This window comes from Motiliproteus sediminis (assembly GCF_017912535.1).
GTDB classification, from domain to species: Bacteria; Pseudomonadota; Gammaproteobacteria; order Pseudomonadales; family Balneatricaceae; genus Motiliproteus; species Motiliproteus sediminis.
In genome coordinates this window covers 554,517-573,757 of sequence record NZ_JAERQK010000001.1, presented here as the reverse complement: position 1 = coordinate 573,757, position 19,241 = coordinate 554,517, and the positions used below count along the sequence as shown (strand labels likewise).

Genomic DNA, 19,241 nt, shown 5'->3' with positions numbered 1-19,241 from the left:
CTTGAAATAGCAGTTTGGGGTGACGTTGAAAGCGAAGGCGCTCAAGCGAATGCTTAAGGAACTAACGGCAGCGCTATTGGACGAAGCGGGGCTGCGTCAGCGCCCCGTAACTTCAACGAGCCGCCAATGAACGCGAACTCATAGACACCGTCACGTGCGAGTTCTTCGAGGTAAACCAATTCGAGAATGGGCGCGCCTTGTTCCGCCAGCAGGTAGGTATGCAGGGGAACGTAATCAGACTCCAGCTCCGACGGAAACGCCTCCAGGCTGAGATTGTCCGCGCCTATGATCATGGCCCCTCGTTCTTGGACCAGATAGCGCGCGGCGTCAAGCCCCAGCCCCGGCGGGTTGGTCATATAGGCTTGGGCGTCTTCGTAGTTTTTCATTCGACCGGTCCGGATTAGAACCACGTCTCCGGTCTGGACCTCAACGGATTGTAATCGCAGAGCCGCTTCGACATCGGCGCGCGTGATGCGATATCCATCGCCAAGTAGCGGGACATTTTTCACCGCCGGAATATCGATTAGTACTCCGCGAGCGATAATCGGCGGAATATTTTCGGCACCGGCAACCGTCCAGCCCCGGTCGCCCACATGCTCTGTGGCCGAAAACCCATTCCATATCTTGCCATCCAGTCCAAAATGGTTGAGTGCGTCGATATGGGTGCCCATGTGGGTATACATCGATATGGCGGCGCCGCTATAGCTGACGTGCTCGTTCATCGATTTGCCCAGATTGAGCGGGTCATCAATCACATTGCCGTGGGGCGTATGGGTCATCCAGATCCGATAGTGAGGATCACCGGCGGCCTGCCAACTGGGCATGCCGATGTAATACTCCACCGCGAGGTCATAGAGCACGCCGGGGTTGATTCGGGAGAGAACCTGACTGCGGGATTCGTCGGTCATCAGGTTCAGTCTGCCGATCTCATCTTCCGGCCCCCAGGGACTGACGCCAACGCGTCGTTCTGCAGCAGCGTCAGTGGTCAGGGTAACTAATGCGAGGGCCAGGTAGCCCAAAACATGCTCGCGGTTCATATGTGTACCTCCAAGGTTAAGACCGTGAGGTAGCAGGCTAAGGGTTTTTATAAAGACTATAATCCAGCCTATTGAGACAACACTGTTCTCAAATCAACACCAATGGTGGCCCTTTGCTGAACGATATTGAGGTTTTCGTCAAGGTGGTGGAGTGCGGCAGCTTTACCGACGCCGCTGAGCGCTTGGCTGTTTCCAAATCGGTGGTCAGTAAATACGTGACCCGACTGGAGAGCGTACTCAACGCGCGCTTGCTCAACCGCACGACACGACGCCTGAGTCTGACCGAAGTGGGGCGGGCGTTTTACGAGCGCAGCGCCCAATCGTTACGCGAGATAGATGACGCCGTTCAGGACGTGTCGCGCATGTCTGGCAATCCTGCCGGGCTGCTAAAGCTGAACACGCCGATGTCGTTTGGCATCTTGCATGTAGCGCCGCACCTGCCGGAGTTTATGCAGCGTTATCCCGAGATTACGGTTGAAATGAACCTTGATGATCGCAAGGTCGATATTATTGAACCCGGTTTTGATGTCTCGATCAGAATTGCTGACCTGCCGGATGCGTCATTTGTCGCCAGAAGGCTCGGGCCGTGCCGCCACCATATTGTTGCCTCGGCTGACTATATCGACCGCGAGGGGCGGCCTTCAGTGCCGAAAGACTTGGCAAAGCACAATGTATTGACCTACCAGCACCAGGCATCGAGGGCTGAGTGGCATTTTCAATCGCTTCAGGGCGATGTGTCATCAGTTTCAGTGGGTGGTCGATTGCAGGTCAATAACAGCCTCGCTCTGCGCGCAGCGGTATTGGGCGGGTTGGGCGTGGCGAGGATGCCAAGTTTTGCCATCGCAAGCGATATCCGCGACGGTCGTCTGATTCAACTGCTTCCTGGGTACAACACGCTGGAGTTATCGATCTACGCTATCTATCCCGAACGACGCCATCTTTCACCCAAAGCACGGGTTTTCGTCGACTTTATGGCCAGCAAAATCACTGACAACCCGAACTGGGAGCTGGGTTAAGGGCAGAACATCAAACGCAAGTATCAGCTCACAGATGAGTCTGCTTTGCTTGCGACAATAAAACAGCTCATTCGATTGTTCTCTGGTATCAGGCGGTAATCGATCTCGAATCCGGCCGTTTGCAACCAGGTGGTGAGTTCAGCCTGTGAAAACACGCGCACAGCGGGTATCAGTCCCAGCCACTTGCCGATGGGGCCGATGTAACGAAAAAAGCGCATACCATCGCTGAGGCAGGCGGTGCTGCTGATAAAAAAGCCTCCCGGTTTCAGCAGCCGGTGAACTTTTTCGATGGCGGCTTGGGGGTTGTCCAGCAGGTGCAAAATACTGTGACCCAAGATCGCATCCAGTGATTGCGGTTCCGCCTGGTGTTCCTCCAGCGCCTGCTGTTTGAACCTCAGTTGCGCGACCGGGTTCTGGCGCAGCTTCCCTTCGGCAATGGCGATCATATTGGCCGATACGTCTATGGCCTCATACTCCGCTACATGAGGTGCCAGCAGTAACGCGGTGGAGCCGGTGCCACAACCAAACTCCAGTACTTTCATGCCGGGGTTCAGGCGTGCCTGGGTCAACGCTATCTTCTTCTGGTACGTCGCCTCGTCGGCGATCGGTTTGCGGGCATAGCGCTTGGCTATGCGATCCCAGAACTTTGCGGAGTAGTCCATGAGCATCCTCGAAAAGTACGACCGACTGGCCTGAATGATTCGGAAGCTGTGCAATACAACAACCTGTGCTACATGATAGCTGTGCAATATTTAATGGGAACTGCCGCTTTTTGTATCTCAGATAGGCATTTTTGTATGGATTGGCGTTCTGTGCGTTTTGATTGGAATCGAGCCCGCGCGTTTTTAGTGACTGCAGAAGAGGGGTCACTGTCAGCGGCTGCGCGGGCGTTAGGGATGACACAACCCACACTGGGCAGACAGGTTACCGCGCTGGAAGCGGAGCTGGGGGTGGCACTGTTTGAACGCGGCGGGCGTGGACTGGAACTAACCCCCAGTGGACTGGAGCTGATTCAGTATGTTCGTGCGATGGGAGACGCGGCGAGCAACCTTTCACTGGTAGCGACCGGCCGTTCCGAAACCGTGGCAGGGAACGTCAGCATCAGCGCTACGGAAGCGATGGCGACCTACACGCTGCCGCCGCTGATCAAGAAACTAAGGATGCTGGAACCTGGCATCACCATCGAATTGATTGCCACCAATAGTACCAGCGACCTGAAACGACGGGAGGCCGATATCGCCATCCGCGCATTCAGGCCCACCCAGCCAGACCTGATTGCGAAAAAGCTGGGGGCTTCTCCTGCACATCTCTATGCAACGCCGGCCTACCTGGAAACCTTAGGTTCAATCGCAACCCCGGCGGATCTGGCTGATGCCTGCTTTATCGGCTTTGATCAGAACCATCAGTTCATGACCCTGCTGAACGAGCGCGGCTTCAGTCTGACGCCGGCTAATTTCCCCGTTTGCAGTGAAAGCCATATCGTCCACTGGCAGCTGGTTAAGGCCGGGCTGGGAATCGGCGTGATGGTTGAGGAGGTCGGGGACGCGGAAACATCCGTGGAACGAGTGCTTCCAGAGCTGGAGCCTTATACGGGAACGCTATGGCTAGTGGCACACCGTGAACTCCGAACCAGTCGGCGCGTCCGCGCGGTGTTTGATTTTCTCGCCGAAGAGCTATCGAAGCCTAGTTAAAACCCACGCTGAAACTTCTGCCACTCGGACTGGGTAGCGGCAAATTCAGTGCGCAGCCACTGCTCAAACTGCCTGACTTTGGGCCTTTTGAAGTGTGCGGGAGGCGCGACCAGGTAGTAGTCATAACGAGACTTCAGCCACACCGGTAGCGGGCAGATCAATTGCTTTCTAGCCAGCAGTTCGTAGACCAAACTAAACCGTAACAAGCTCAGTCCTTGCCCGGCCAGCACCGCCTCAACCAGCATATTGGAGTCCGAGACATGCAGTTTTGCGCTTTCGTGGCATAGCGGTATGTCCGACTTGGTGGCAAGCTCCTGCCAGACCGCCTTCATATCCGGGGCGTCATCTGCCAACAGCGGCAAGTGCAGCAACTGAGCCCGGACGGGGTGCTGGTTATCGATCAGACTGGGGTGACAAACCGGAATCAGGTATTCCTCAAACAGCTTGACCGCTTTCAATCCTGAATACTTCCCCTCGCCAAAGCGCACGGCCACATCCAGACTCTGGCCCTCAAATGACACCAACCCCAATGATGGCGACAGATTGACGCCCAGCTCCGGGGCGGAAGCCTGGAAGCGACCCAGCCGTGGGACCAGCCAACGACTGGCAAACGAGGGCAGGGTGCTGATGTTGAGTTGGGAGGGGTGCGGGTCCTCGGTTAGTTGAGCGACCCCCTGCTCCAGCAGCGCAAACCCCCGCGATACCGTTGCTAACAGTAGCTGGCCTTCGGCAGTCAGTATCACCTCCCGCGTGAGGCGATGAAACAGCTTGATACCCAGTTGCTCTTCGAGAGTCCTGATCTGCTGGCTGATGGCTGCCGGGCTCACATGCAATCGCCCAGCCGCAGCCTTAAAACTCTGCGCTTCGCCGGCAAAACGAAAGGCAAGCAACGCTTTCAGATTGGGTAACCGATCCATGCTGCGACACCTGATAGTTAAGACAGGCTTAATTATTGGGCCTGATTTCTCGTTTGTCACCGTAGCTTGAGCCATTAATCATAGGCTCTGACATCAAACGAGAGGTAAGCAGCTATGTCATCATCAACCACTTGCACAAGTAGGGCTTATCAATCCCAGGACGAAAAGCATCAGCACTGGACCCCGGCCGTTGTGATTCGGCAGCAGCTGCGGCGCTGGCACCAGAACTGGCGAACCCGCAGGCAGCTGTCAGCGCTGGGCGCACATGAGTTGCAGGATATCGGGCTAAGTCGCAGCGAAGCCCTGGAAGAAGCCAGCAAACCCTTCTGGCGCTCGTAACCCACTAAATCTACTTGAGGTGCTGAATCATGAACATTGAAGTCCCCATCATTAACGCATTCGTCGACGGTCAGCGGGGTGGCTATCCGGCCGGGGTGGTACTCGATGCTGAGCGGTACACCACTGCCCAGAAACAGCAGATTGCAGCAGCGGTTGGCCTGTCGGAAACGGCTTTCGTTTCTCCATCAAGGGAGGCGGATTTCAAGCTGGAGTTTTTCACTCCTCACAGACAGATAGCGCACTGCGGTCACGCGACCGTCGCGACCTTCAGCTATCTGCGCCAGATCGGCGTACTGGACCGCTCCGAGTCATCCAAGGAGACGATAGACGGCTGCCGGTCTATCCATCTGGACGGCGATAACGCCTACATGGAGCAGCTAGCTCCGAGCTACCAGCGCTTAACCAGCGTTCAGAGGACCGCTCTGCTTGCGAGCCTGCGCCTGGACGAAAAAGATCTGCTATCCGGTGCAGAACCTCGGGTGGTGAATACCGGTAACGGGTTCATGATAGTGGGTGTCAAAGACGCGCAGACCCTGATCGCGTTACGTGCTGATCTGGAGGCGGTCAACACATTGAGCGAGCAACTGGACCTTATCGGCTTCTATCTGTTCAGCCCGGAGACCCAAGCGGCTGGACGTCAGGCAGGCACGCGAATGTTTGCCCCACGCTATGGCATTAACGAAGAGGCCGCGACCGGAATGGCGGCTGGCCCGTTGGCCTGCTATCTCCACGACCTGCTCGGACAAAAGCGGTTACAGATTGAGATCGAGCAGGGGCACTTGATGCCAACGCCATCTCCCAGCCTCATCGACGTACGCTTGCAGCAGGATAGCAAGGGGCGCGTTAAAGGCCTGATGGCCGGCGGCCGGGCAGACGTTCGTGAAGTCAGGCAGATTAGCGTTGCTATCTAAGGCGTGGCGGCGGAACCGGCCAGCAAGCCACCATCCAGGTTGAGCTCTGCCCCGGTCATGTAAGCTGCCTCATCGCTGGCGAGCAACACCGCGACCGCCGCAACCTCCTCTGGCTGCCCGAAGCGCTGCATCGGTGTGTCTTTGACAAAGAGTTTCATCTTGGCCTCGCGTTCGGCTCCGGTGCCGAGCATGGGTTCCCACATGGGTGTCAGGATAGCGGCAGGATGAATGAAGTTGCAGCGGATATTCAGCCCCTGTTCGGCGCAATACAGCGCAACGGTTTTGGTGTGGTTGCGAACGGCCGCCTTTGAGGACGCATAGGCCGCAGCAGCAGGAATGCCGACAAGGCCAGAGCGAGACGAGATATTTATGATGCTGCCTTGACCGTGCTTTCGCATCGCCGCAATGGCGTACTTGCAACCCAGAAACACACCATCAAGATTAGTAGCGTGCACCGCATGCCAGCTTTCCAGAGTGGCATGTTCCGGGTCGTGTTGAATGAGGCCCTCTTCGAAGCCAGTAATGCCAGCGTTATTGACGACCACATCGATGCGCCCGTGGATGGCGAGCAGATACTCCGTCACCCGGGACCAGTCTTGTTCCGAGCGGACATCCAGCCGCTGGTATTTAGCCCGCTTGCCGGCAGCCAGAGCCGATTGCGCGCCGCCCTCGTCGTCGATGTCAGAGAGATACACCCTGGCACCTTCCCACACAAAAGCTTCTGCTATCGCCGCACCGATACCACGCGCAGCACCGGTAACCAAAGTGACCTTTTGTTCAAGTCGTCCCATGGGGCTTGTCTCTCCTAGGGTGTCCCTGTTTTGCCAGAAATATTAGCCGGCTATAGCGACCATGACCGCAACGGGCGCAGAGCGTCAGGCCCAGCAGAGCATGGATGTTGAATACAGTGCCCATAACCCGAACACCATTCCATAAATTGGAATTGTTTGTTGCTTTGCCTGCGTATTCAAAATAAATCAAGAAACAAACATGCTGAATACACGCGAAACACACACTACATTCGCGCAACCTGACTAACGAGGACAGAGCAATGAGCAGAATTAACGTAATTGAAAAAGCGGCGGCAACAATTGAGCAGCGCGAACTTCTGGACGCCATCGAAGGTAAGTTGGGCATGGTGCCGAACTTCCTCAAGGTATTTGCCAACTCGCCAGCAGCACTGAAAGCCTTTTTGGGTTTGCATGCGATCGCTGGTGAAGGTGAACTGGATCCCCAGACTCGTGAGCGCATTGCTCTTGCCGTGGCGCAGCAGAACAGCTGTCAGTACTGCGTATCGGCCCACACCGCAATCGCCCGCAAAGCGGGTTTGAACGGCGCCGAGATCGAGGCAAATCGGGCCGGTTCCAGCCATGATGCCAAAGCCGCGGCTGCGGTGAAATTCGCCCGCGCCGTGGTCGAGCACAACGGCGAAGTGACCACGGCTGAACTGCTGGAGGTGCGCAACGCGGGTTATAGCGACGCGGCTATCGTCGAAATCATCACCCATGTCGGCATGAACATCCTGACCAACATCCTGGGCAAAGCGAGCCGGGTTGAAATCGACTTTCCCAAGGTCGATCTGGCGCTGGCTTCGTAACAGATCCTGCGCCGCCTCTTTGGCGGCGCACTCTTTGCCAATCCGCCGGGAGGTGAAACATGGGACATAAATTTGCTGAGATCGCCTTTACCCCCTCGGTCCGTGAAATCCAGCGGGAGCTCGGAAGTCGAAATGGCTACGCAGCAATGGAGCAGGGTGATGATTACAACCAGCACTTGGGCGAAGCTGAGACCTCATTTATCGCTGCTCGTGACAGCTTTTACATCGCCAGCGTTAGCGAGACCGGCTGGCCATACCTGCAGCATCGCGGCGGACCCGCTGGGTTCGTCAAAGTGATCGATAAAACTACGCTGGGGTTTGCGGACTACTCCGGCAACCGCCAGTACATTACGACCGGCAACCTCCGCAGGGACAACCGTGTATCGCTGTTTTTCATGGACTACCCCAACCGTACCCGGTTAAAGCTATTGGGACGGGTAGAGGTGGTCTATCCGGCTCAGACGGCGCTTATCACAACGCTGGAAGACGATGACTACCGCGCTCGAATCGAACGCGGCATGATCATTCGAATCGAAGCCTTTGACTGGAACTGCCCGCAGCACATTACTCCCCGCTACAGCGAAGCCGAGGTCGACCATATCACCCAGCCACTGCTGAATGATATCCGCGCCCTGCAGGCAGAGCTTGTGGAGTCTTCAACCTCTAGCCCGAATGTGATCGGCCACGGCGAGCTGGAATTAACCATTAGCGGTATTCGTCAACTCACACCCCGGGTTCGCGCTTACGAGCTAAGGGCGAGTAGTAATCAGCAACTTCCGCCTGTCGAGGCCGGGTCACACTTGGCGATCCCGATAGTCTTACCGAATGGCCAGGAAGTGACTCGGTATTACTCAGTGGCATCAAATCCCGCACGCCGGGATATCTACGAAATCGCAGTGCTGATGGAGCCCGATGGGAACGGCGGCTCAATCGCCGTCCACCAGCAGTTCAAACTGGGCACTCGACTTAATCTCGACTCGCCGCACAACCAGTTCAAGCTGCACCGTGATCATCGCCCGGCAGTATTGATCGCAGGTGGCATTGGCATTACGCCGATCAAAGCGATGGCACAGACTCTTGATCGACGAGGTACGCCCTACCAGCTGCATTATGCCGGTCGAAGCCGCTCGGAGATGGCCTTTGCCGGGCGTTTGGAGTTGTCCTTGGGTGAGAACCTAAAGCTGTATCCGAGCGATGAAGGCAAGCGCATGGTGGTGGCGGAGGTGCTCACTACTGCGCCGGCGAACGCCCTTTTCTACATCTGCGGCCCTGCTCGCCTGTTGGACGCAGTTCTGGCCGCTGCCGACGCTTTCGGCATCACCAAAGAGCGCCTGCGCTACGAGCGTTTTGCGCCCCCTCATCGATTAGAGGATCAGCCTGTGCGGGTAGAGCTGGCACGAACCGGATCAGCCATTGAGGTAGCGGCGAATGAAACCATCCTCGATGCACTGCTGCGTAACAACGTGCCTGTTCCCCATAGCTGCATGGTAGGGCAGTGCCGGAGCTGCGCCACCGAGGTTGTATCGGGAACCGTTGACCATCGCGACTCGGCACTGTCTATGGATGAGCGTAAATCCCAAAGATTGATGTGTCCCTGCGTCTCTCGGGCTGTCGGGAAAAAGCTCCGCTTAAACCTCTAGTCAATCACCGGCATGTGGCAGAAGGGTCGTTGTTGACACTAATTCTGGCGAACAAAACTTGCTTTGGCGATGGCTGTCATGCGCTCGATATAGCGCTCAGTTGACCAGCCACACTGCTGGGTAAGACTTTCCCAGTTCGGAATGAGCAACTGGGTCCAGAGCGCATCGGTGGCCGTGTCTACCGTCCATTCCTCTGCCAGATGGTTGTCCTTGGCGAGTGCACAGATCGCCGCCTGGCATCCCTCACGCATGGCGTTACAGCGATCCTCCCAAGCGGTCGCCGCCGCTTCGTCCGTGGCTTCAGCCAGCATAAGCGCTTTTGCGACGCCGTAAATTTCGGGAATGTAATGCCCCCAAAACGCAATGTAATTCTCGAGGCGGCTGACGCCTGAGGTCGCAAGACGGGAAGGCTCCAACCGCTTGTCGAGCTCTAAGCGCGAATCGAGAAATCGCGTAGCCGCGCACAGGAGCTCGGTTCGAGAGGCAAAGTGGAGATAGATTGCCTGCCGGGAAACCCTGGATTGGCGGGCAATATCGCTCATCCTGACGCCTCGTCCCTGATGTTGCTCCAGCAACAGAACGGTCGTTTCAAGAATGCGTTCGGAAGTAGTTAGCTTTTCTCTTGACATGGTGTAAAGCATAGCGCTAGTGTTTACATGGTGTCAATTGACACAGTGTAAAGCAACGCCGTATGAAGTAACGAGGAGGTCATCATGAACCAGCATTTGCAGACTACCCACGAGAAAAAAAGCATTGTCGTGATCGGTGCAACCGGCAAAACCGGGCGCCGCGTCGTCGACAAGCTTAGCCAGCAGGGCGTGGCGGTTCACGGCGTGTCGCGAACGAGCACGCCATCATTTGACTGGAATGACCAAACCAGCTGGCGCGACGTAATCAAAGGTGCCAGTGCGATCTACCTGACCTTTGCACCCGATCTGGCCGTTCCTGGCAGCACCCAGGCCATCGCGGCATTTGTTGCCATGGCCCGGGAACAGCAGGTGCAACGATTAGTGCTGTTATCAGGCAGAGGTGAAGAGGAGGCGCAGCGCTGTGAACAGTTGGTGTTGGAATCGGGAATCCCCTCGACCGTCGTGCGTGCCAGTTGGTTTAACCAGAACTTCTCCGAGGGTGAGTTCGTAGCGATGGTAGAGCAGGGGACGATAGCACTTCCCGCCGGCAACATCGCCGAACCGTTCATCGATATCGATGATATCGCCGATGTGGTTGTGACCGCGCTGCTAAATCCGGGACATGAAGGCGAAGTGTACGAAGTGACGGGGCCTCAGCTGCTGACCTTTAACCAGATCGCTACTGAATTGTCTGCCGCTACCGGAAAGCAGATAAGCTACCAGCCCATTTCGCTTAACCAATTCAACACCTCATTGGCTGAGAGTGGCGCACCCGAAGAGATGCGCTGGCTACTCAACTATCTGATGGAAACGGTTTTGGATGGCCGTAACTCCAGCGTAGGTAACGGTGTGCAAAGAGCTTTGGGGCGTCCGCCTAAGAGCTTCAGCGAATTCGCAAACGCTGCGTTCGCCCAGCGCAACCCGAGTATCAGCTCATGATTGCCTGGGCGGACTGGATTGCTGGAGCGGTGCTGATCGGCAGCGCGCTTGTTGGCGGAATATTCTTTGCGTTCTCGACCTTCGTCATGGGTGCGCTGTCGCAACTCAAGGACGAGGTAGCCATCACCACCATGCAGTCGATCAACCGGGTCGTGATAAATCCCTGGTTCCTCGGGGTATTTATGGGAACCGCGGCGTTGTCGCTGGTGCTGATCATGGTAACGATGCTGGATAGCGAAGGGGCAAGCGTCGGGCTCATAGCCAGCGTGCTTTGCTACATAGTCGGGACTTTCATGGTTACGATCTTTGCCAATGTGCCGCTCAACAACCGTTTGGCCTCGCTGCCGGCGGACGCTACGTCCAGTCATGACTATTGGCACCACTACCTTAAACACTGGACACGCTGGAACCACATCCGGACAGTGGCGGCGCTGCTGTGTGCAACACTCATCCTGATTGATGGAGGGGGGCATGCTTAGCACGGGTATCAGGTTAACGCTATATCGCATGGGTCTTCGCATCACCTCGCGGGCTGCGCCGGTTATCGCATCGAGAGCGCTGGAAAAGAGGTTTCTCTCGCCAGCGAGACATTCAGTGCCTGCGTGGGAGTCTGCGTTGGCAGCTTCAGCGACAATAACCTGGCTGTCTACGCGCAGCGGTGAAGCGATCCCTGTCTATCGATGGGGTGAAGGCCCCGCGATATTGTTGGTGCATGGCTGGTCTAGTCGCGGAACACAGCTTGGCCGTTTTATAGGCCCGGCACGCGACCAGGGGTTTAGCGTAATCACTTTTGATGCACCAGGGCATGGGTGCAGCGCTGCCCGATTGACGGGGTTGCCAGAGATGATCGACGCGCTGGAACAGGTGATTGCAGCGCACCAATCAATAGCAGGAGTTGTCGCGCACTCATTGGGAACCGTCGCCGCATCTTATGTTCTCGGGCACTTGGGTACGGAGATCCCCTCGGTGTATATCGCTCCGCCCCAAGAGCCCGGGCGCTATCTGGCAATGGTCGGCGATCGGATGAACGTGACCCCAAAGGCCGTTTCTTTGGCGCAGCGACGGATCGAACAGCGATTTGGTACCCGTTTTCTGGAGCTGAATCACCTGGAGCTGGCTCAGCACGTGCCGGGCAGGGTGCTTGTCGTGCACGATCATGGCGATAAAGAAGTGGCATTTGAAGAAGGGCAGCGGGTAGCCCAAGCGTTGGCCAACAGTACTCTCAGGTCGACAACAGGTCTGGGACATCGGCGTATTCTGAAGTCCGAAGACGTGGTAAAAATGGCGATTAACCATTTGTTAGCTAAAGGCCAAAAGCCGTTATCTCATCGATAGAGGCCACGATGAAAACCGGAGAACTTACTTTTTTCTGCGGCAAGATGGGAGCCGGGAAATCCACCAAGGCCGGCGAACTGGCTCAAAAGCAGAGGGCCGTGCTGATTTCTGAAGATGAGTGGCTGGCGTCGCTTTATCCAAACAAAATCAGCTCATTAGAGGATTATTTAAAATACTCAGGCCTACTCAAACCGATGATCAAAAAACTGGTGCAGTCCATATTGGCGGCTGGTACCAGTGTGGTTTTGGACTTTCCCGCTAACACCACAAAGCAAAGGACGTGGTTTCGCGAAGTCTATTCAGAGGTTAACGCCGCTCACACATTGGTATACCTCGATCTACCCGATGAGGTGTGCCTTAGGCAGATTGCCAAAAGACGCATCGAGCAGCCTGAACGCTCTGCGACCGATACCAACGAGATGTTTGAAGCGGTCACAAAACACTTTGTGCCGCCAGAGCCAGAGGAAGGCTTCAGGGTTACCAAGCTTGGCAATCAGAAGTAGGCGACAACCTTGTTCTGATCCGGCCCATGCTTTCCGTCCAGTTTGATGGTCGGCGCGTAAGCGCAGCGTATCAGCCACCTTATTAGTTACCCCCTAAGGCTCACTCGCAGCAGCCATTATCGCCTCCCTTAAACAGGAAAGGGCGGTATTCCGGCATCAAATCTTGTTCGCACCTTAGCTGTTTTACGCGGCGGTCCAGATAGGTAAGTGTGCATACACCGATCCTCAAAGTACCGCATACTGCGTTCTTATCTTTCATATTTAACATAATATATATTATGCGCAGTTATGGATGGGTGGTTCTGGTGGGTCTTTGCTGGCGCTGCGCTTTCGCTCGTCGCTCTCCGTCGCTCCGAGCTATCGCGCACGCGCTCCTACGTGAAATCTGGGCCGGTTATCAGGGTAAACGGCGGTAGATTTCTCACTGATGCATCAGAGGTTCAGGCGCAACTGTTCGAGATCTGCGCGCATGCGCGATACGCAGCCCAGATCGAAAACATGCAACTCCAACAAGAACGGCTCACCTCGGAAAACACTTCACCGGCACCGAGATCTCTTTCTCGGCCTGCAAGCCACGCAACAGAGATATCGGGGCGACACAGGGGCTGAATTCACCGAGGCGCGAAATTGGCGACTGCTTGACAAGAGCACCTTAAGGATAGGTACATTTAATACACTATACGTACTATGTATTTTATTTATCTTCCCAGGGCCGCTGACAGTTGCGGCAGCCTTAGTTTGTGACCCGCTGCAGCCTCGAGACCAATATCGGCGTGCAACTAAGCCCATGGCCCAAGTTACAACCGCCCTGCATCGATAAAATCTATACAAAGCATTACGCATTTCTATTTTTATCTATTTTGTTTTGGCGACATCATCATTAACCACTGGACAGTATTGGCTTATGGGCCATGCTATCGAGGCAAACCATAGAGCCAGACACAGGTATTGGCGTGTTTGAAAAACGCTTCGCACACTTTAATTTCAAAGGCGATCTTTTTGGCGGCGTCACCACCGCCATCATCTCGCTACCATTGGCGCTAGCTTTTGGTGTCGCCTCTGGGGCCGGGGCCGAAGCCGGTCTCTGGGGCGCCATTATGGTCGGCCTGTTTGCTGCTTTGTTTGGCGGCTCAAACACCTTGATCTCAGAACCTACCGGCCCCATGACCGTCATCATGACCGCGGTCTTGACCAGTATGATGGCGAAATACCCGGAAAACGGTCTGGCGATGACGTTCACGGTTGTGATGATGGCAGGCGCCTTTCAGGTGCTTTTGGGGACGCTTAAGCTGGGCAAATACGTCACCCTGATGCCTTACAGCGTGATCTCGGGCTTTATGTCGGGTATTGGCGTCATTCTGATCATACTGCAGCTGGCTCCCCTTCTCGGGCACTCAGCGCCTGCAGGTGGCGTTCTGGGCACCCTTTCAGCCCTTCCGAATATGCTAACGGAAATTCGCTACAGCGAATTGGTTTTAGGTTTGCTTACTCTGGCGGTGGTTATCTACTTCCCCAAAGCGTACCGCAAGTATGTCCCCGCCCAGCTGGTTGCCCTGGTCGCGGTAACGCTGGTATCAATGGTGCTGTTTGATACGGACAGCATTCGCCGCATCGGTGAAATCCCAACCGGACTGCCCTCGCTTATCCTTCCCCAGTTTAATGCCGAGATCTTTACCACCATGGTGATTGATGCGCTCGTGCTGGGGACATTAGGCTGCATCGACACTCTGCTGACAGCCGTTATCGGTGACTCTCTTACACGGCAAGAGCATGATTCGGACAAGGAGCTTCGCGGCCAGGGCATTGCCAATATGATTTCCGGTTTGTTCGGGGGCTTGCCCGGTGCCGGAGCGACTATGGGCACCGTCACCAATATACAAGTGGGGGCGCGCTCCCCGGCATCCGGGATTCTGCGTGCGCTCGCGCTTGCGCTGGTGGTCCTGCTTGCAGGAGGCCTTACCGAGCCAATACCCATGGCCGTTCTGGCCGGTATCGCCGTTTACGTTGGGCTAAATATTCTGGACTGGAGCTTCATTCAGCGCGCCCATAAGATCAGTCTGCCTGGCATGGGCATCATGTACGGCGTCATGCTTCTCACGATCTTTGTCGATCTGATCGTGGCAGTGGGGCTGGGAGTATTCATCTCGAACATCATTATTATCGAAAGACTGAGCAGACAGCAGGCGCGCCAGGTGAAAGCCATTAGTGATGCCGACAACGACCTTCCCCTCACCAAGGCCGAACTCGCCCTGCTGGAGAAGGCCGATAACAAGGTGTTGTTTTTTCACCTGTCCGGGCCGATGATTTTCAGCGTTTCCAAGGCCATATCACGGCAGCATTCGCGGATTTCGGATTACGAAGTCATGATTTTGGATCTCACGGATGTGCCGATGTTTGACGTCACCGTCGGTCTGGCGCTGGAAAATGCGATCAAGGACGCGCAAGATGCCAACTGCGAAGTCATTCTGGTGTGCCCTAACAAGGAAACCTATCAGCAGCTGGAGAAGTTCGAAATTTTGAACTTGATCCGCGAGGAGAGCCGCTATAACTCCAGGTATGACGCGTTACAAGCGGCGCTTGTTTATGTGATGCGCATCGTGTTCTGACAGCAATCTTCCGGCGCGCGGTCAGGCTTCGATAATGCCGTGCCGAATCGCCAGATGGATAAGGTCGGTTGTTTTGGTTAGACCCAGCTTTGCCAGAATGTTGGCTCGATGCGCATGCACTGTCTTCTGGCTGATAAACATGGTTTCCGCAATCTGGGCAGCACTCTGGCCTGAAGCCAGCTGGGTAAAGATCTGCAGCTCTCGTTTGGTCAACTGGCTCAGCTTGGTGGGCTCTTTGCTGTTCATGCCTTCGCGAATAGAGGCGGCAACGAACTCGCTTCCCTGGCTGACCTGCCGGACCGCTTCAAGCAACTCTTCCGGCGCGCAGCGCTTGGTCAAATAACCCAAGGCTCCCGCCTGCATGACGCGCGACGGATAGGGTTCGCACTCCTGCACTGTAAGCACCAGAACCCGCGCGTCAGGGTCTATCGCCCTGATGCGCTGAATGGCATCCAGCCCCCCAGCTCCGGGCGGCATTGACAGATCCATGACTACAACATCAGGCTGGCAGCGCTGATACTGCTGATAGGCCTCTTCGCCGGTAGAGGCTTCTGCTATTACGGTGAAATCTTCGGAACTGTCCAGCAGGCGCTTAAAGCCAGCTCTCACAATCTCGTGATCATCAACCAGCATGATTCGTGTTGCTGCGCCCATGGTTCCTCCGTCGGATAGCAAAGCGCCGTCTATATTAGGTGAAGGCTGGCTAGATTTCACCCCCACAAAAACGTTTCACGCAGTACTACAGCTATAATTTGTTGCTGCAACGCACTAAAAAAGAAAGATTTATTATCCGAATGCGACAGCTTGTCAGCGCTGCTACCTTATACCAATAGATGCCTTTTGGTTGCTGTAACGGAGGATGCTTAATGACCGCTCATGTGATGGTTCACGTGTGCCCCCAGGATCTACCACCTGAAGGAATACAGGTGCTGTATCGCTTGGGCGAATGCTTTGAAAATGCGATCGAGTGGGACGAGATTCAGAGCGGCCGGTTGCTGCCCATCGCATCCGCAAATGATCTGAGCGAGGCAGGCCTTATCATAGATGACGACGAAACCCCCGGTTTTGCAGGGTTTGAGGCGCGAACCGGCACCTATTGGCGCTATGCCCACGAATCGGACCCCGATGTTTTTCGTGAATACTGCATGCAGATTATTGAGATTCAGGAGCCCTTCTCGCCCCGCTCATCCTGGGGGGCATGGGATGCCATCAGCGAAAGCATCAGCAAGGATCGCATTCGCCTTAGCCTCAAGAATCGGATAACCGGTGCAGAACTGAGCTACAAGGTGATCAATAAAGGGTTCGGCTACCAGATCAAGGATCTCAGCAATGGTCGCCGAGTGCAGAAAATGCTCAAGCATGATTACATTTTAAATCAACTACTTGGAACTAGCTTCAAGAAGCTGAATTACCAAAAGATCGCCGTTGAAGCGCAGCCTAACGATAATGGCGACGAAGGCGGCTCGTTACAGGTTACTTTTCTGGCGGAGCGCCTGATGCTCAAGTACCAGATCAACAGCCTCGATTTTGCGCTCGGGCTGTTCGACCTATCCAGCGATGAGATGGAACTGCTGCGGCTGGTCGAGCTACCTCACAGCAGCGTGATTGAGGATACCCGCAGCTTTCTGGGCTGACCCCTACTCCATCCCGTCTTCAAAACCATGGTAGGCGTCGTGTGTGTCGAGCTCCACAGCGCTCGGCGTGCTCAACACCTCGGCGCCACAACCCAGCGCTTCAGGCACTGCCACCAGACTGTCGCTAAAGCCGACCACCAGCAAACCCTGGGCTCGGCAACGCTGAAACGCTTTTTCCAGCGCTTGCAATGCCAGTCGCTGAGTCTGTGTCATGCCGCTCTCGTCGACCGTATCGGCACGCTTGCGGGCGGTGACCTGGCGTGATATGGCCCCGCGCCCATCCATTAATGACAGACTCAGATCATCGCGCTGGAGTTTTAACAAGGCGATTTTCAAAATGGCGTACTGACGCTCCAGATGGCACTGAAGATCCGCGCCGGGAGCCGCCTGCTCTGCCGCCGCCATCAGATCGGCGGCTTTGTGGTCTCTTGGTATATCTATGATCATCGAGATGCACTGAATCCTGAATGTTGCCCTGGGCAATCGTACCTGCGATTACCCCTTGTTAGCCACCCCACCCCCCGGGTGATGCGCGCTATCGTTGCCGGTCCATCCGCTCTAGCGCTCTGCGCAGATTAGCGTTCTCCTGTTGAAGCTCGTGCTCGCCACGGAGGCGCTGCTCCAGCGATTCGACCGTCGCTGCCAGAGTGCGCAGCTCGCGATCCGTCGACTGCGATTCGCGCTCAGCATCAAGCAGACGACGCTCTAGATCAGCACTTTCCTTCATCAGCTCAGCCACCCGAGCCTGCATTTCGCTGACAACGCGAGACGCCTCGTCCAGGCGTTGCAACAACTCCGACTTCTCCGCATCCGCCCTGCGCTGCCCCTGCTCCATTGCGGCCCGTGCCTGCTTGGCGCGCTCTCGCGCCGCCAGCAAAGCCTCATCGTTTCGTCGTTGCGCTTCCGCTACTGCCTGTTCCCAGAGCGACAGCATTGTCACCGACACATTATCTGGAATATCAGGAATTTGCTCGGCTTTATTGATCCTATTTCCAAGACTGGACCACCAGTCGCTAAGCGCCCGATGAATTGTCGACACGCTGCCCTTGCCAAGCGCATCTCGGATCAGTTGCTGGGTCGGCTTTACGCCTTTAGAGAGCAACTCGTCGGCAATCTGTTGCGCCCGAACGTAAGTGTCGCTCGCCATAGGGCCTCCTCGGATGTATAAAAAATACGTATGAATTATACAGACTTTGTCCGCAAACGGCGCAGACAAACACGCTCGCGGCCGGAGCTCCGGTTAGGGTAATGGGGAGATGGAGGCTCGGGTCGGAATCGAACCGGCGTACACGGAGTTGCAGTCCGCTGCATGACCACTCTGCCACCGAGCCGTGGTGGGCTTTCTTTCAGACGGATAGTGCGTGGAGCGGGAAACCGGGTTCGAACCGGCGACCTCAACCTTGGCAAGGTTGCGCTCTACCAACTGAGCTATTCCCGCAAACCTAGAAACCGTTTGTTGGGCAGATTGTTGTTAATCTTCCTATTAACACGGTAACTATTTGTTATTTCATTGGTATTGGTGCCTGGAGCCGGACTCGAACCGGCACGCTCAAAGAGCGAGGGATTTTAAATCCCTTGTGTCTACCAATTTCACCACCCAGGCGAACGGGGAAATGGAGGCTCGGGTCGGAATCGAACCGGCGTACACGGAGTTGCAGTCCGCTGCATGACCACTCTGCCACCGAGCCTTTACTACTGAAACGTCGCCGCCAGAAGTAACTTGGAGCGGGAAACCGGGTTCGAACCGGCGACCTCAACCTTGGCAAGGTTGCGCTCTACCAACTGAGCTATTCCCGCAAAAGATCTGACCTTGCGGTCAGGTGGTGCGTATTATAGAGAGCTGCCCTACCATGTCAACCAACGTTCAAAGAGTTTATTTCTGAATCAGTTAGCGGGGTCCCGGAGCTCGATCCAGGCCGCCCGAAGGTAGACCCACATCGACCACAAAGTGAGCAACGCAGCGCCATAGAGGGTGATTTCACCAACCATTGCCAGTTGTGTTTGCGGTGGTGCGATCAGCAATAAGAAGATCGCCAGCATCTGCAAGGTAGTCTTTATTTTACCGACCATGGAAACCGCCACGCTGGCACGTTTACCCAGCTCTGCCATCCATTCTCGAAGTGCAGAAATCACGATTTCGCGGCAGATGATGATGGCTGCGGGCAGGGTCATATAGGGCGTGGAATAGGTCTCTACCAGCATCACCAGAGCCACAGCCACCATCAACTTGTCGGCCACGGGGTCCAGAAACGCACCGAAGGGTGTTGACTGGTTAAGCTTGCGCGCCAGGTAGCCATCCACCCAGTCGGTGATCCCCGCCAGCGCGAAAATGGCGCCCGCTGCCACGTAGCTCCACGTGTAGGGCAGGTAATAGACCGCCACAATACAGGGAATAAGCGCAATACGCAGTAACGTCAGTATATTGGGAATACTCATAGGGTGCGAAA

21 protein-coding genes and 5 tRNA genes are annotated in these 19,241 nt (G+C 55.7%); 12 read left to right on the top strand and 14 right to left on the bottom strand.

What is annotated here, in order from left to right; genetic code table 11:
- Window positions 1–53 precede the first annotated feature (53 nt).
- Window positions 54–1,037 carry a cyclase family protein gene (locus JJQ76_RS02790; protein ID WP_210395126.1) on the bottom strand — a complete coding sequence of 328 codons (984 nt, stop codon included), beginning with the start codon at window positions 1,035–1,037 and terminating at the stop codon, window positions 54–56.
- Between the two features lie 113 nt (window positions 1,038–1,150).
- Here JJQ76_RS02790 and JJQ76_RS02785 point away from each other — a divergent pair, with 113 nt between their 5' ends.
- Entirely contained in the window at window positions 1,151–2,053 is a 903-nt protein-coding gene (locus JJQ76_RS02785) for a LysR family transcriptional regulator (protein ID WP_210395124.1), read from the top strand.
- A gap of 23 nt (window positions 2,054–2,076) precedes the next feature.
- Here the strand turns inward: JJQ76_RS02785 and JJQ76_RS02780 are convergent, their stop codons facing one another.
- Entirely contained in the window at window positions 2,077–2,715 is a 639-nt protein-coding gene (locus JJQ76_RS02780) for a class I SAM-dependent methyltransferase (protein ID WP_210395122.1), read from the bottom strand.
- 72 nt (window positions 2,716–2,787) lie between these two features.
- On the opposite strand from JJQ76_RS02780, the gene JJQ76_RS02775 reads away from it, so the two are divergent.
- Entirely contained in the window at window positions 2,788–3,744 is a 957-nt protein-coding gene (locus tag JJQ76_RS02775) for a LysR family transcriptional regulator (protein WP_343232475.1), read from the top strand.
- Here the strand turns inward: JJQ76_RS02775 and JJQ76_RS02770 are convergent.
- Entirely contained in the window at window positions 3,741–4,661 is a 921-nt protein-coding gene (locus tag JJQ76_RS02770) for a LysR substrate-binding domain-containing protein (RefSeq protein WP_210395119.1), read from the bottom strand. The genes JJQ76_RS02775 and JJQ76_RS02770 overlap by 4 nt on opposite strands.
- A gap of 192 nt (window positions 4,662–4,853) precedes the next feature.
- On the opposite strand from JJQ76_RS02770, the gene JJQ76_RS17845 reads away from it, so the two are divergent.
- Both JJQ76_RS17845 and JJQ76_RS02760 read left to right on the top strand, forming a co-directional pair.
- A complete protein-coding gene (locus JJQ76_RS17845) occupies window positions 4,854–5,000 on the top strand; it encodes a DUF1127 domain-containing protein (protein ID WP_343232474.1) in 147 nt (48 codons plus the stop codon).
- A 29-nt stretch (window positions 5,001–5,029) separates the two neighbouring features.
- Window positions 5,030–5,911 (top strand): PhzF family phenazine biosynthesis protein, encoded by an 882-nt coding sequence (locus JJQ76_RS02760; RefSeq protein ID WP_210395117.1) that lies wholly within the window; start codon window positions 5,030–5,032, stop codon window positions 5,909–5,911.
- Here JJQ76_RS02760 and JJQ76_RS02755 read toward each other — a convergent pair.
- Window positions 5,908–6,702, bottom strand: coding sequence for an SDR family oxidoreductase (locus JJQ76_RS02755; protein ID WP_210395115.1), 795 nt, complete (start codon window positions 6,700–6,702; stop codon window positions 5,908–5,910). The genes JJQ76_RS02760 and JJQ76_RS02755 overlap by 4 nt on opposite strands.
- 260 nt (window positions 6,703–6,962) lie before the next feature.
- Here JJQ76_RS02755 and JJQ76_RS02750 point away from each other — a divergent pair, with 260 nt between their 5' ends.
- Together JJQ76_RS02750 and JJQ76_RS02745 are read left to right on the top strand one after the other, a co-directional pair.
- Window positions 6,963–7,508 carry a carboxymuconolactone decarboxylase family protein gene (locus JJQ76_RS02750; RefSeq protein WP_210395113.1) on the top strand — a complete coding sequence of 182 codons (546 nt, stop codon included), beginning with the start codon at window positions 6,963–6,965 and terminating at the stop codon, window positions 7,506–7,508.
- A gap of 59 nt (window positions 7,509–7,567) precedes the next feature.
- Entirely contained in the window at window positions 7,568–9,148 is a 1,581-nt protein-coding gene (locus JJQ76_RS02745) for a 2Fe-2S iron-sulfur cluster-binding protein (protein ID WP_210395111.1), read from the top strand.
- Between the two features lie 38 nt (window positions 9,149–9,186).
- On the opposite strand, the gene JJQ76_RS02740 is transcribed toward JJQ76_RS02745, so the two are convergent.
- Entirely contained in the window at window positions 9,187–9,777 is a 591-nt protein-coding gene (locus JJQ76_RS02740; protein ID WP_210395109.1) for a TetR/AcrR family transcriptional regulator, read from the bottom strand.
- Window positions 9,778–9,861: 84 nt separating this feature from the next.
- Here JJQ76_RS02740 and JJQ76_RS02735 point away from each other — a divergent pair, with 84 nt between their 5' ends.
- The 5 genes from JJQ76_RS02735 (at window position 9,862) to JJQ76_RS02715 (ending at window position 15,160) form a co-directional block, all read left to right on the top strand.
- Entirely contained in the window at window positions 9,862–10,716 is an 855-nt protein-coding gene (locus tag JJQ76_RS02735) for an NmrA family NAD(P)-binding protein (protein WP_210395107.1), read from the top strand.
- Window positions 10,713–11,195 carry an anthrone oxygenase family protein gene (locus JJQ76_RS02730; protein WP_210395105.1) on the top strand — a complete coding sequence of 161 codons (483 nt, stop codon included), beginning with the start codon at window positions 10,713–10,715 and terminating at the stop codon, window positions 11,193–11,195. The genes JJQ76_RS02735 and JJQ76_RS02730 overlap by 4 nt, the downstream gene beginning before the upstream one ends.
- Window positions 11,176–12,051: an alpha/beta hydrolase gene (locus JJQ76_RS02725; protein WP_343232473.1), complete on the top strand. Its 876-nt coding sequence runs from the start codon at window positions 11,176–11,178 to the stop codon at window positions 12,049–12,051. Before JJQ76_RS02730 ends, JJQ76_RS02725 begins: the two co-directional genes overlap by 20 nt.
- A gap of 8 nt (window positions 12,052–12,059) precedes the next feature.
- Window positions 12,060–12,554 (top strand): P-loop nucleotide/nucleoside kinase family protein, encoded by a 495-nt coding sequence (locus JJQ76_RS02720; protein ID WP_210395102.1) that lies wholly within the window; start codon window positions 12,060–12,062, stop codon window positions 12,552–12,554.
- Between the two features lie 953 nt (window positions 12,555–13,507).
- Window positions 13,508–15,160: a SulP family inorganic anion transporter gene (locus tag JJQ76_RS02715; protein WP_343232472.1), complete on the top strand. Its 1,653-nt coding sequence runs from the start codon at window positions 13,508–13,510 to the stop codon at window positions 15,158–15,160.
- A 21-nt stretch (window positions 15,161–15,181) separates the two neighbouring features.
- Here the strand turns inward: JJQ76_RS02715 and JJQ76_RS02710 are convergent, their stop codons facing one another.
- The gene (locus JJQ76_RS02710; RefSeq protein ID WP_210395098.1) at window positions 15,182–15,814 is read right to left on the bottom strand and encodes a response regulator; all 633 of its coding nucleotides are present in this window, start codon (window positions 15,812–15,814) and stop codon (window positions 15,182–15,184) included.
- Window positions 15,815–16,026: 212 nt separating this feature from the next.
- Here JJQ76_RS02710 and JJQ76_RS02705 point away from each other — a divergent pair, with 212 nt between their 5' ends.
- Complete coding sequence (locus JJQ76_RS02705; RefSeq protein WP_210395097.1) at window positions 16,027–16,794, top strand: hypothetical protein; 768 nt, start codon at window positions 16,027–16,029, stop codon at window positions 16,792–16,794.
- Window positions 16,795–16,797: 3 nt separating this feature from the next.
- Here JJQ76_RS02705 and JJQ76_RS02700 read toward each other — a convergent pair whose 3' ends face one another.
- The 8 genes from JJQ76_RS02700 to pgsA form a co-directional block, all read right to left on the bottom strand.
- Entirely contained in the window at window positions 16,798–17,241 is a 444-nt protein-coding gene (locus tag JJQ76_RS02700; RefSeq protein ID WP_210395095.1) for a hypothetical protein, read from the bottom strand.
- An 88-nt stretch (window positions 17,242–17,329) separates the two neighbouring features.
- Window positions 17,330–17,941, bottom strand: a complete 612-nt coding sequence (locus tag JJQ76_RS02695) for a DNA-binding protein (protein WP_210395094.1) — start codon at window positions 17,939–17,941, stop codon at window positions 17,330–17,332.
- A 110-nt stretch (window positions 17,942–18,051) separates the two neighbouring features.
- Window positions 18,052–18,125, bottom strand: a tRNA-Cys gene (locus JJQ76_RS02690).
- A gap of 31 nt (window positions 18,126–18,156) precedes the next feature.
- Window positions 18,157–18,232 (bottom strand) — tRNA-Gly (locus JJQ76_RS02685).
- Between the two features lie 79 nt (window positions 18,233–18,311).
- Window positions 18,312–18,397, bottom strand: a tRNA-Leu gene (locus JJQ76_RS02680).
- Window positions 18,398–18,408: 11 nt separating this feature from the next.
- Window positions 18,409–18,482: transfer RNA gene (locus JJQ76_RS02675), tRNA-Cys, on the bottom strand.
- A gap of 33 nt (window positions 18,483–18,515) precedes the next feature.
- Window positions 18,516–18,591 (bottom strand) — tRNA-Gly (locus JJQ76_RS02670).
- 87 nt (window positions 18,592–18,678) lie between these two features.
- Window positions 18,679–19,230, bottom strand: a complete 552-nt coding sequence (pgsA, locus tag JJQ76_RS02665) for a CDP-diacylglycerol--glycerol-3-phosphate 3-phosphatidyltransferase (RefSeq protein ID WP_210395092.1) — start codon at window positions 19,228–19,230, stop codon at window positions 18,679–18,681.
- Window positions 19,231–19,241 lie beyond the last annotated feature (11 nt).

What these genes read in the sequence shown, in the direction of transcription:
- JJQ76_RS02790 (WP_210395126.1), bottom strand. Translation starts at nt 1,037, where the DNA reads ATGAACCGCGAGCATGTTTTGGGCTACCTGGCCCTCGCATTAGTTACC.
- JJQ76_RS02780 (WP_210395122.1), bottom strand. Translation starts at nt 2,715, where the DNA reads ATGGACTACTCCGCAAAGTTCTGGGATCGCATAGCCAAGCGCTATGCC.
- JJQ76_RS02775 (WP_343232475.1), top strand. Translation starts at nt 2,788, where the DNA reads ATGATAGCTGTGCAATATTTAATGGGAACTGCCGCTTTTTGTATCTCA.
- JJQ76_RS02770 (WP_210395119.1), bottom strand. Translation starts at nt 4,661, where the DNA reads ATGGATCGGTTACCCAATCTGAAAGCGTTGCTTGCCTTTCGTTTTGCC.
- JJQ76_RS02760 (WP_210395117.1), top strand. Translation starts at nt 5,030, where the DNA reads ATGAACATTGAAGTCCCCATCATTAACGCATTCGTCGACGGTCAGCGG.
- JJQ76_RS02755 (WP_210395115.1), bottom strand. Translation starts at nt 6,702, where the DNA reads ATGGGACGACTTGAACAAAAGGTCACTTTGGTTACCGGTGCTGCGCGT.
- JJQ76_RS02750 (WP_210395113.1), top strand. Translation starts at nt 6,963, where the DNA reads ATGAGCAGAATTAACGTAATTGAAAAAGCGGCGGCAACAATTGAGCAG.
- JJQ76_RS02745 (WP_210395111.1), top strand. Translation starts at nt 7,568, where the DNA reads ATGGGACATAAATTTGCTGAGATCGCCTTTACCCCCTCGGTCCGTGAA.
- JJQ76_RS02740 (WP_210395109.1), bottom strand. Translation starts at nt 9,777, where the DNA reads ATGTCAAGAGAAAAGCTAACTACTTCCGAACGCATTCTTGAAACGACC.
- JJQ76_RS02735 (WP_210395107.1), top strand. Translation starts at nt 9,862, where the DNA reads ATGAACCAGCATTTGCAGACTACCCACGAGAAAAAAAGCATTGTCGTG.
- JJQ76_RS02730 (WP_210395105.1), top strand. Translation starts at nt 10,713, where the DNA reads ATGATTGCCTGGGCGGACTGGATTGCTGGAGCGGTGCTGATCGGCAGC.
- JJQ76_RS02725 (WP_343232473.1), top strand. Translation starts at nt 11,176, where the DNA reads ATGGAGGGGGGCATGCTTAGCACGGGTATCAGGTTAACGCTATATCGC.
- JJQ76_RS02720 (WP_210395102.1), top strand. Translation starts at nt 12,060, where the DNA reads ATGAAAACCGGAGAACTTACTTTTTTCTGCGGCAAGATGGGAGCCGGG.
- JJQ76_RS02710 (WP_210395098.1), bottom strand. Translation starts at nt 15,814, where the DNA reads ATGGGCGCAGCAACACGAATCATGCTGGTTGATGATCACGAGATTGTG.
- JJQ76_RS02705 (WP_210395097.1), top strand. Translation starts at nt 16,027, where the DNA reads ATGACCGCTCATGTGATGGTTCACGTGTGCCCCCAGGATCTACCACCT.
- JJQ76_RS02700 (WP_210395095.1), bottom strand. Translation starts at nt 17,241, where the DNA reads ATGATCATAGATATACCAAGAGACCACAAAGCCGCCGATCTGATGGCG.
- JJQ76_RS02695 (WP_210395094.1), bottom strand. Translation starts at nt 17,941, where the DNA reads ATGGCGAGCGACACTTACGTTCGGGCGCAACAGATTGCCGACGAGTTG.
- pgsA (WP_210395092.1), bottom strand. Translation starts at nt 19,230, where the DNA reads ATGAGTATTCCCAATATACTGACGTTACTGCGTATTGCGCTTATTCCC.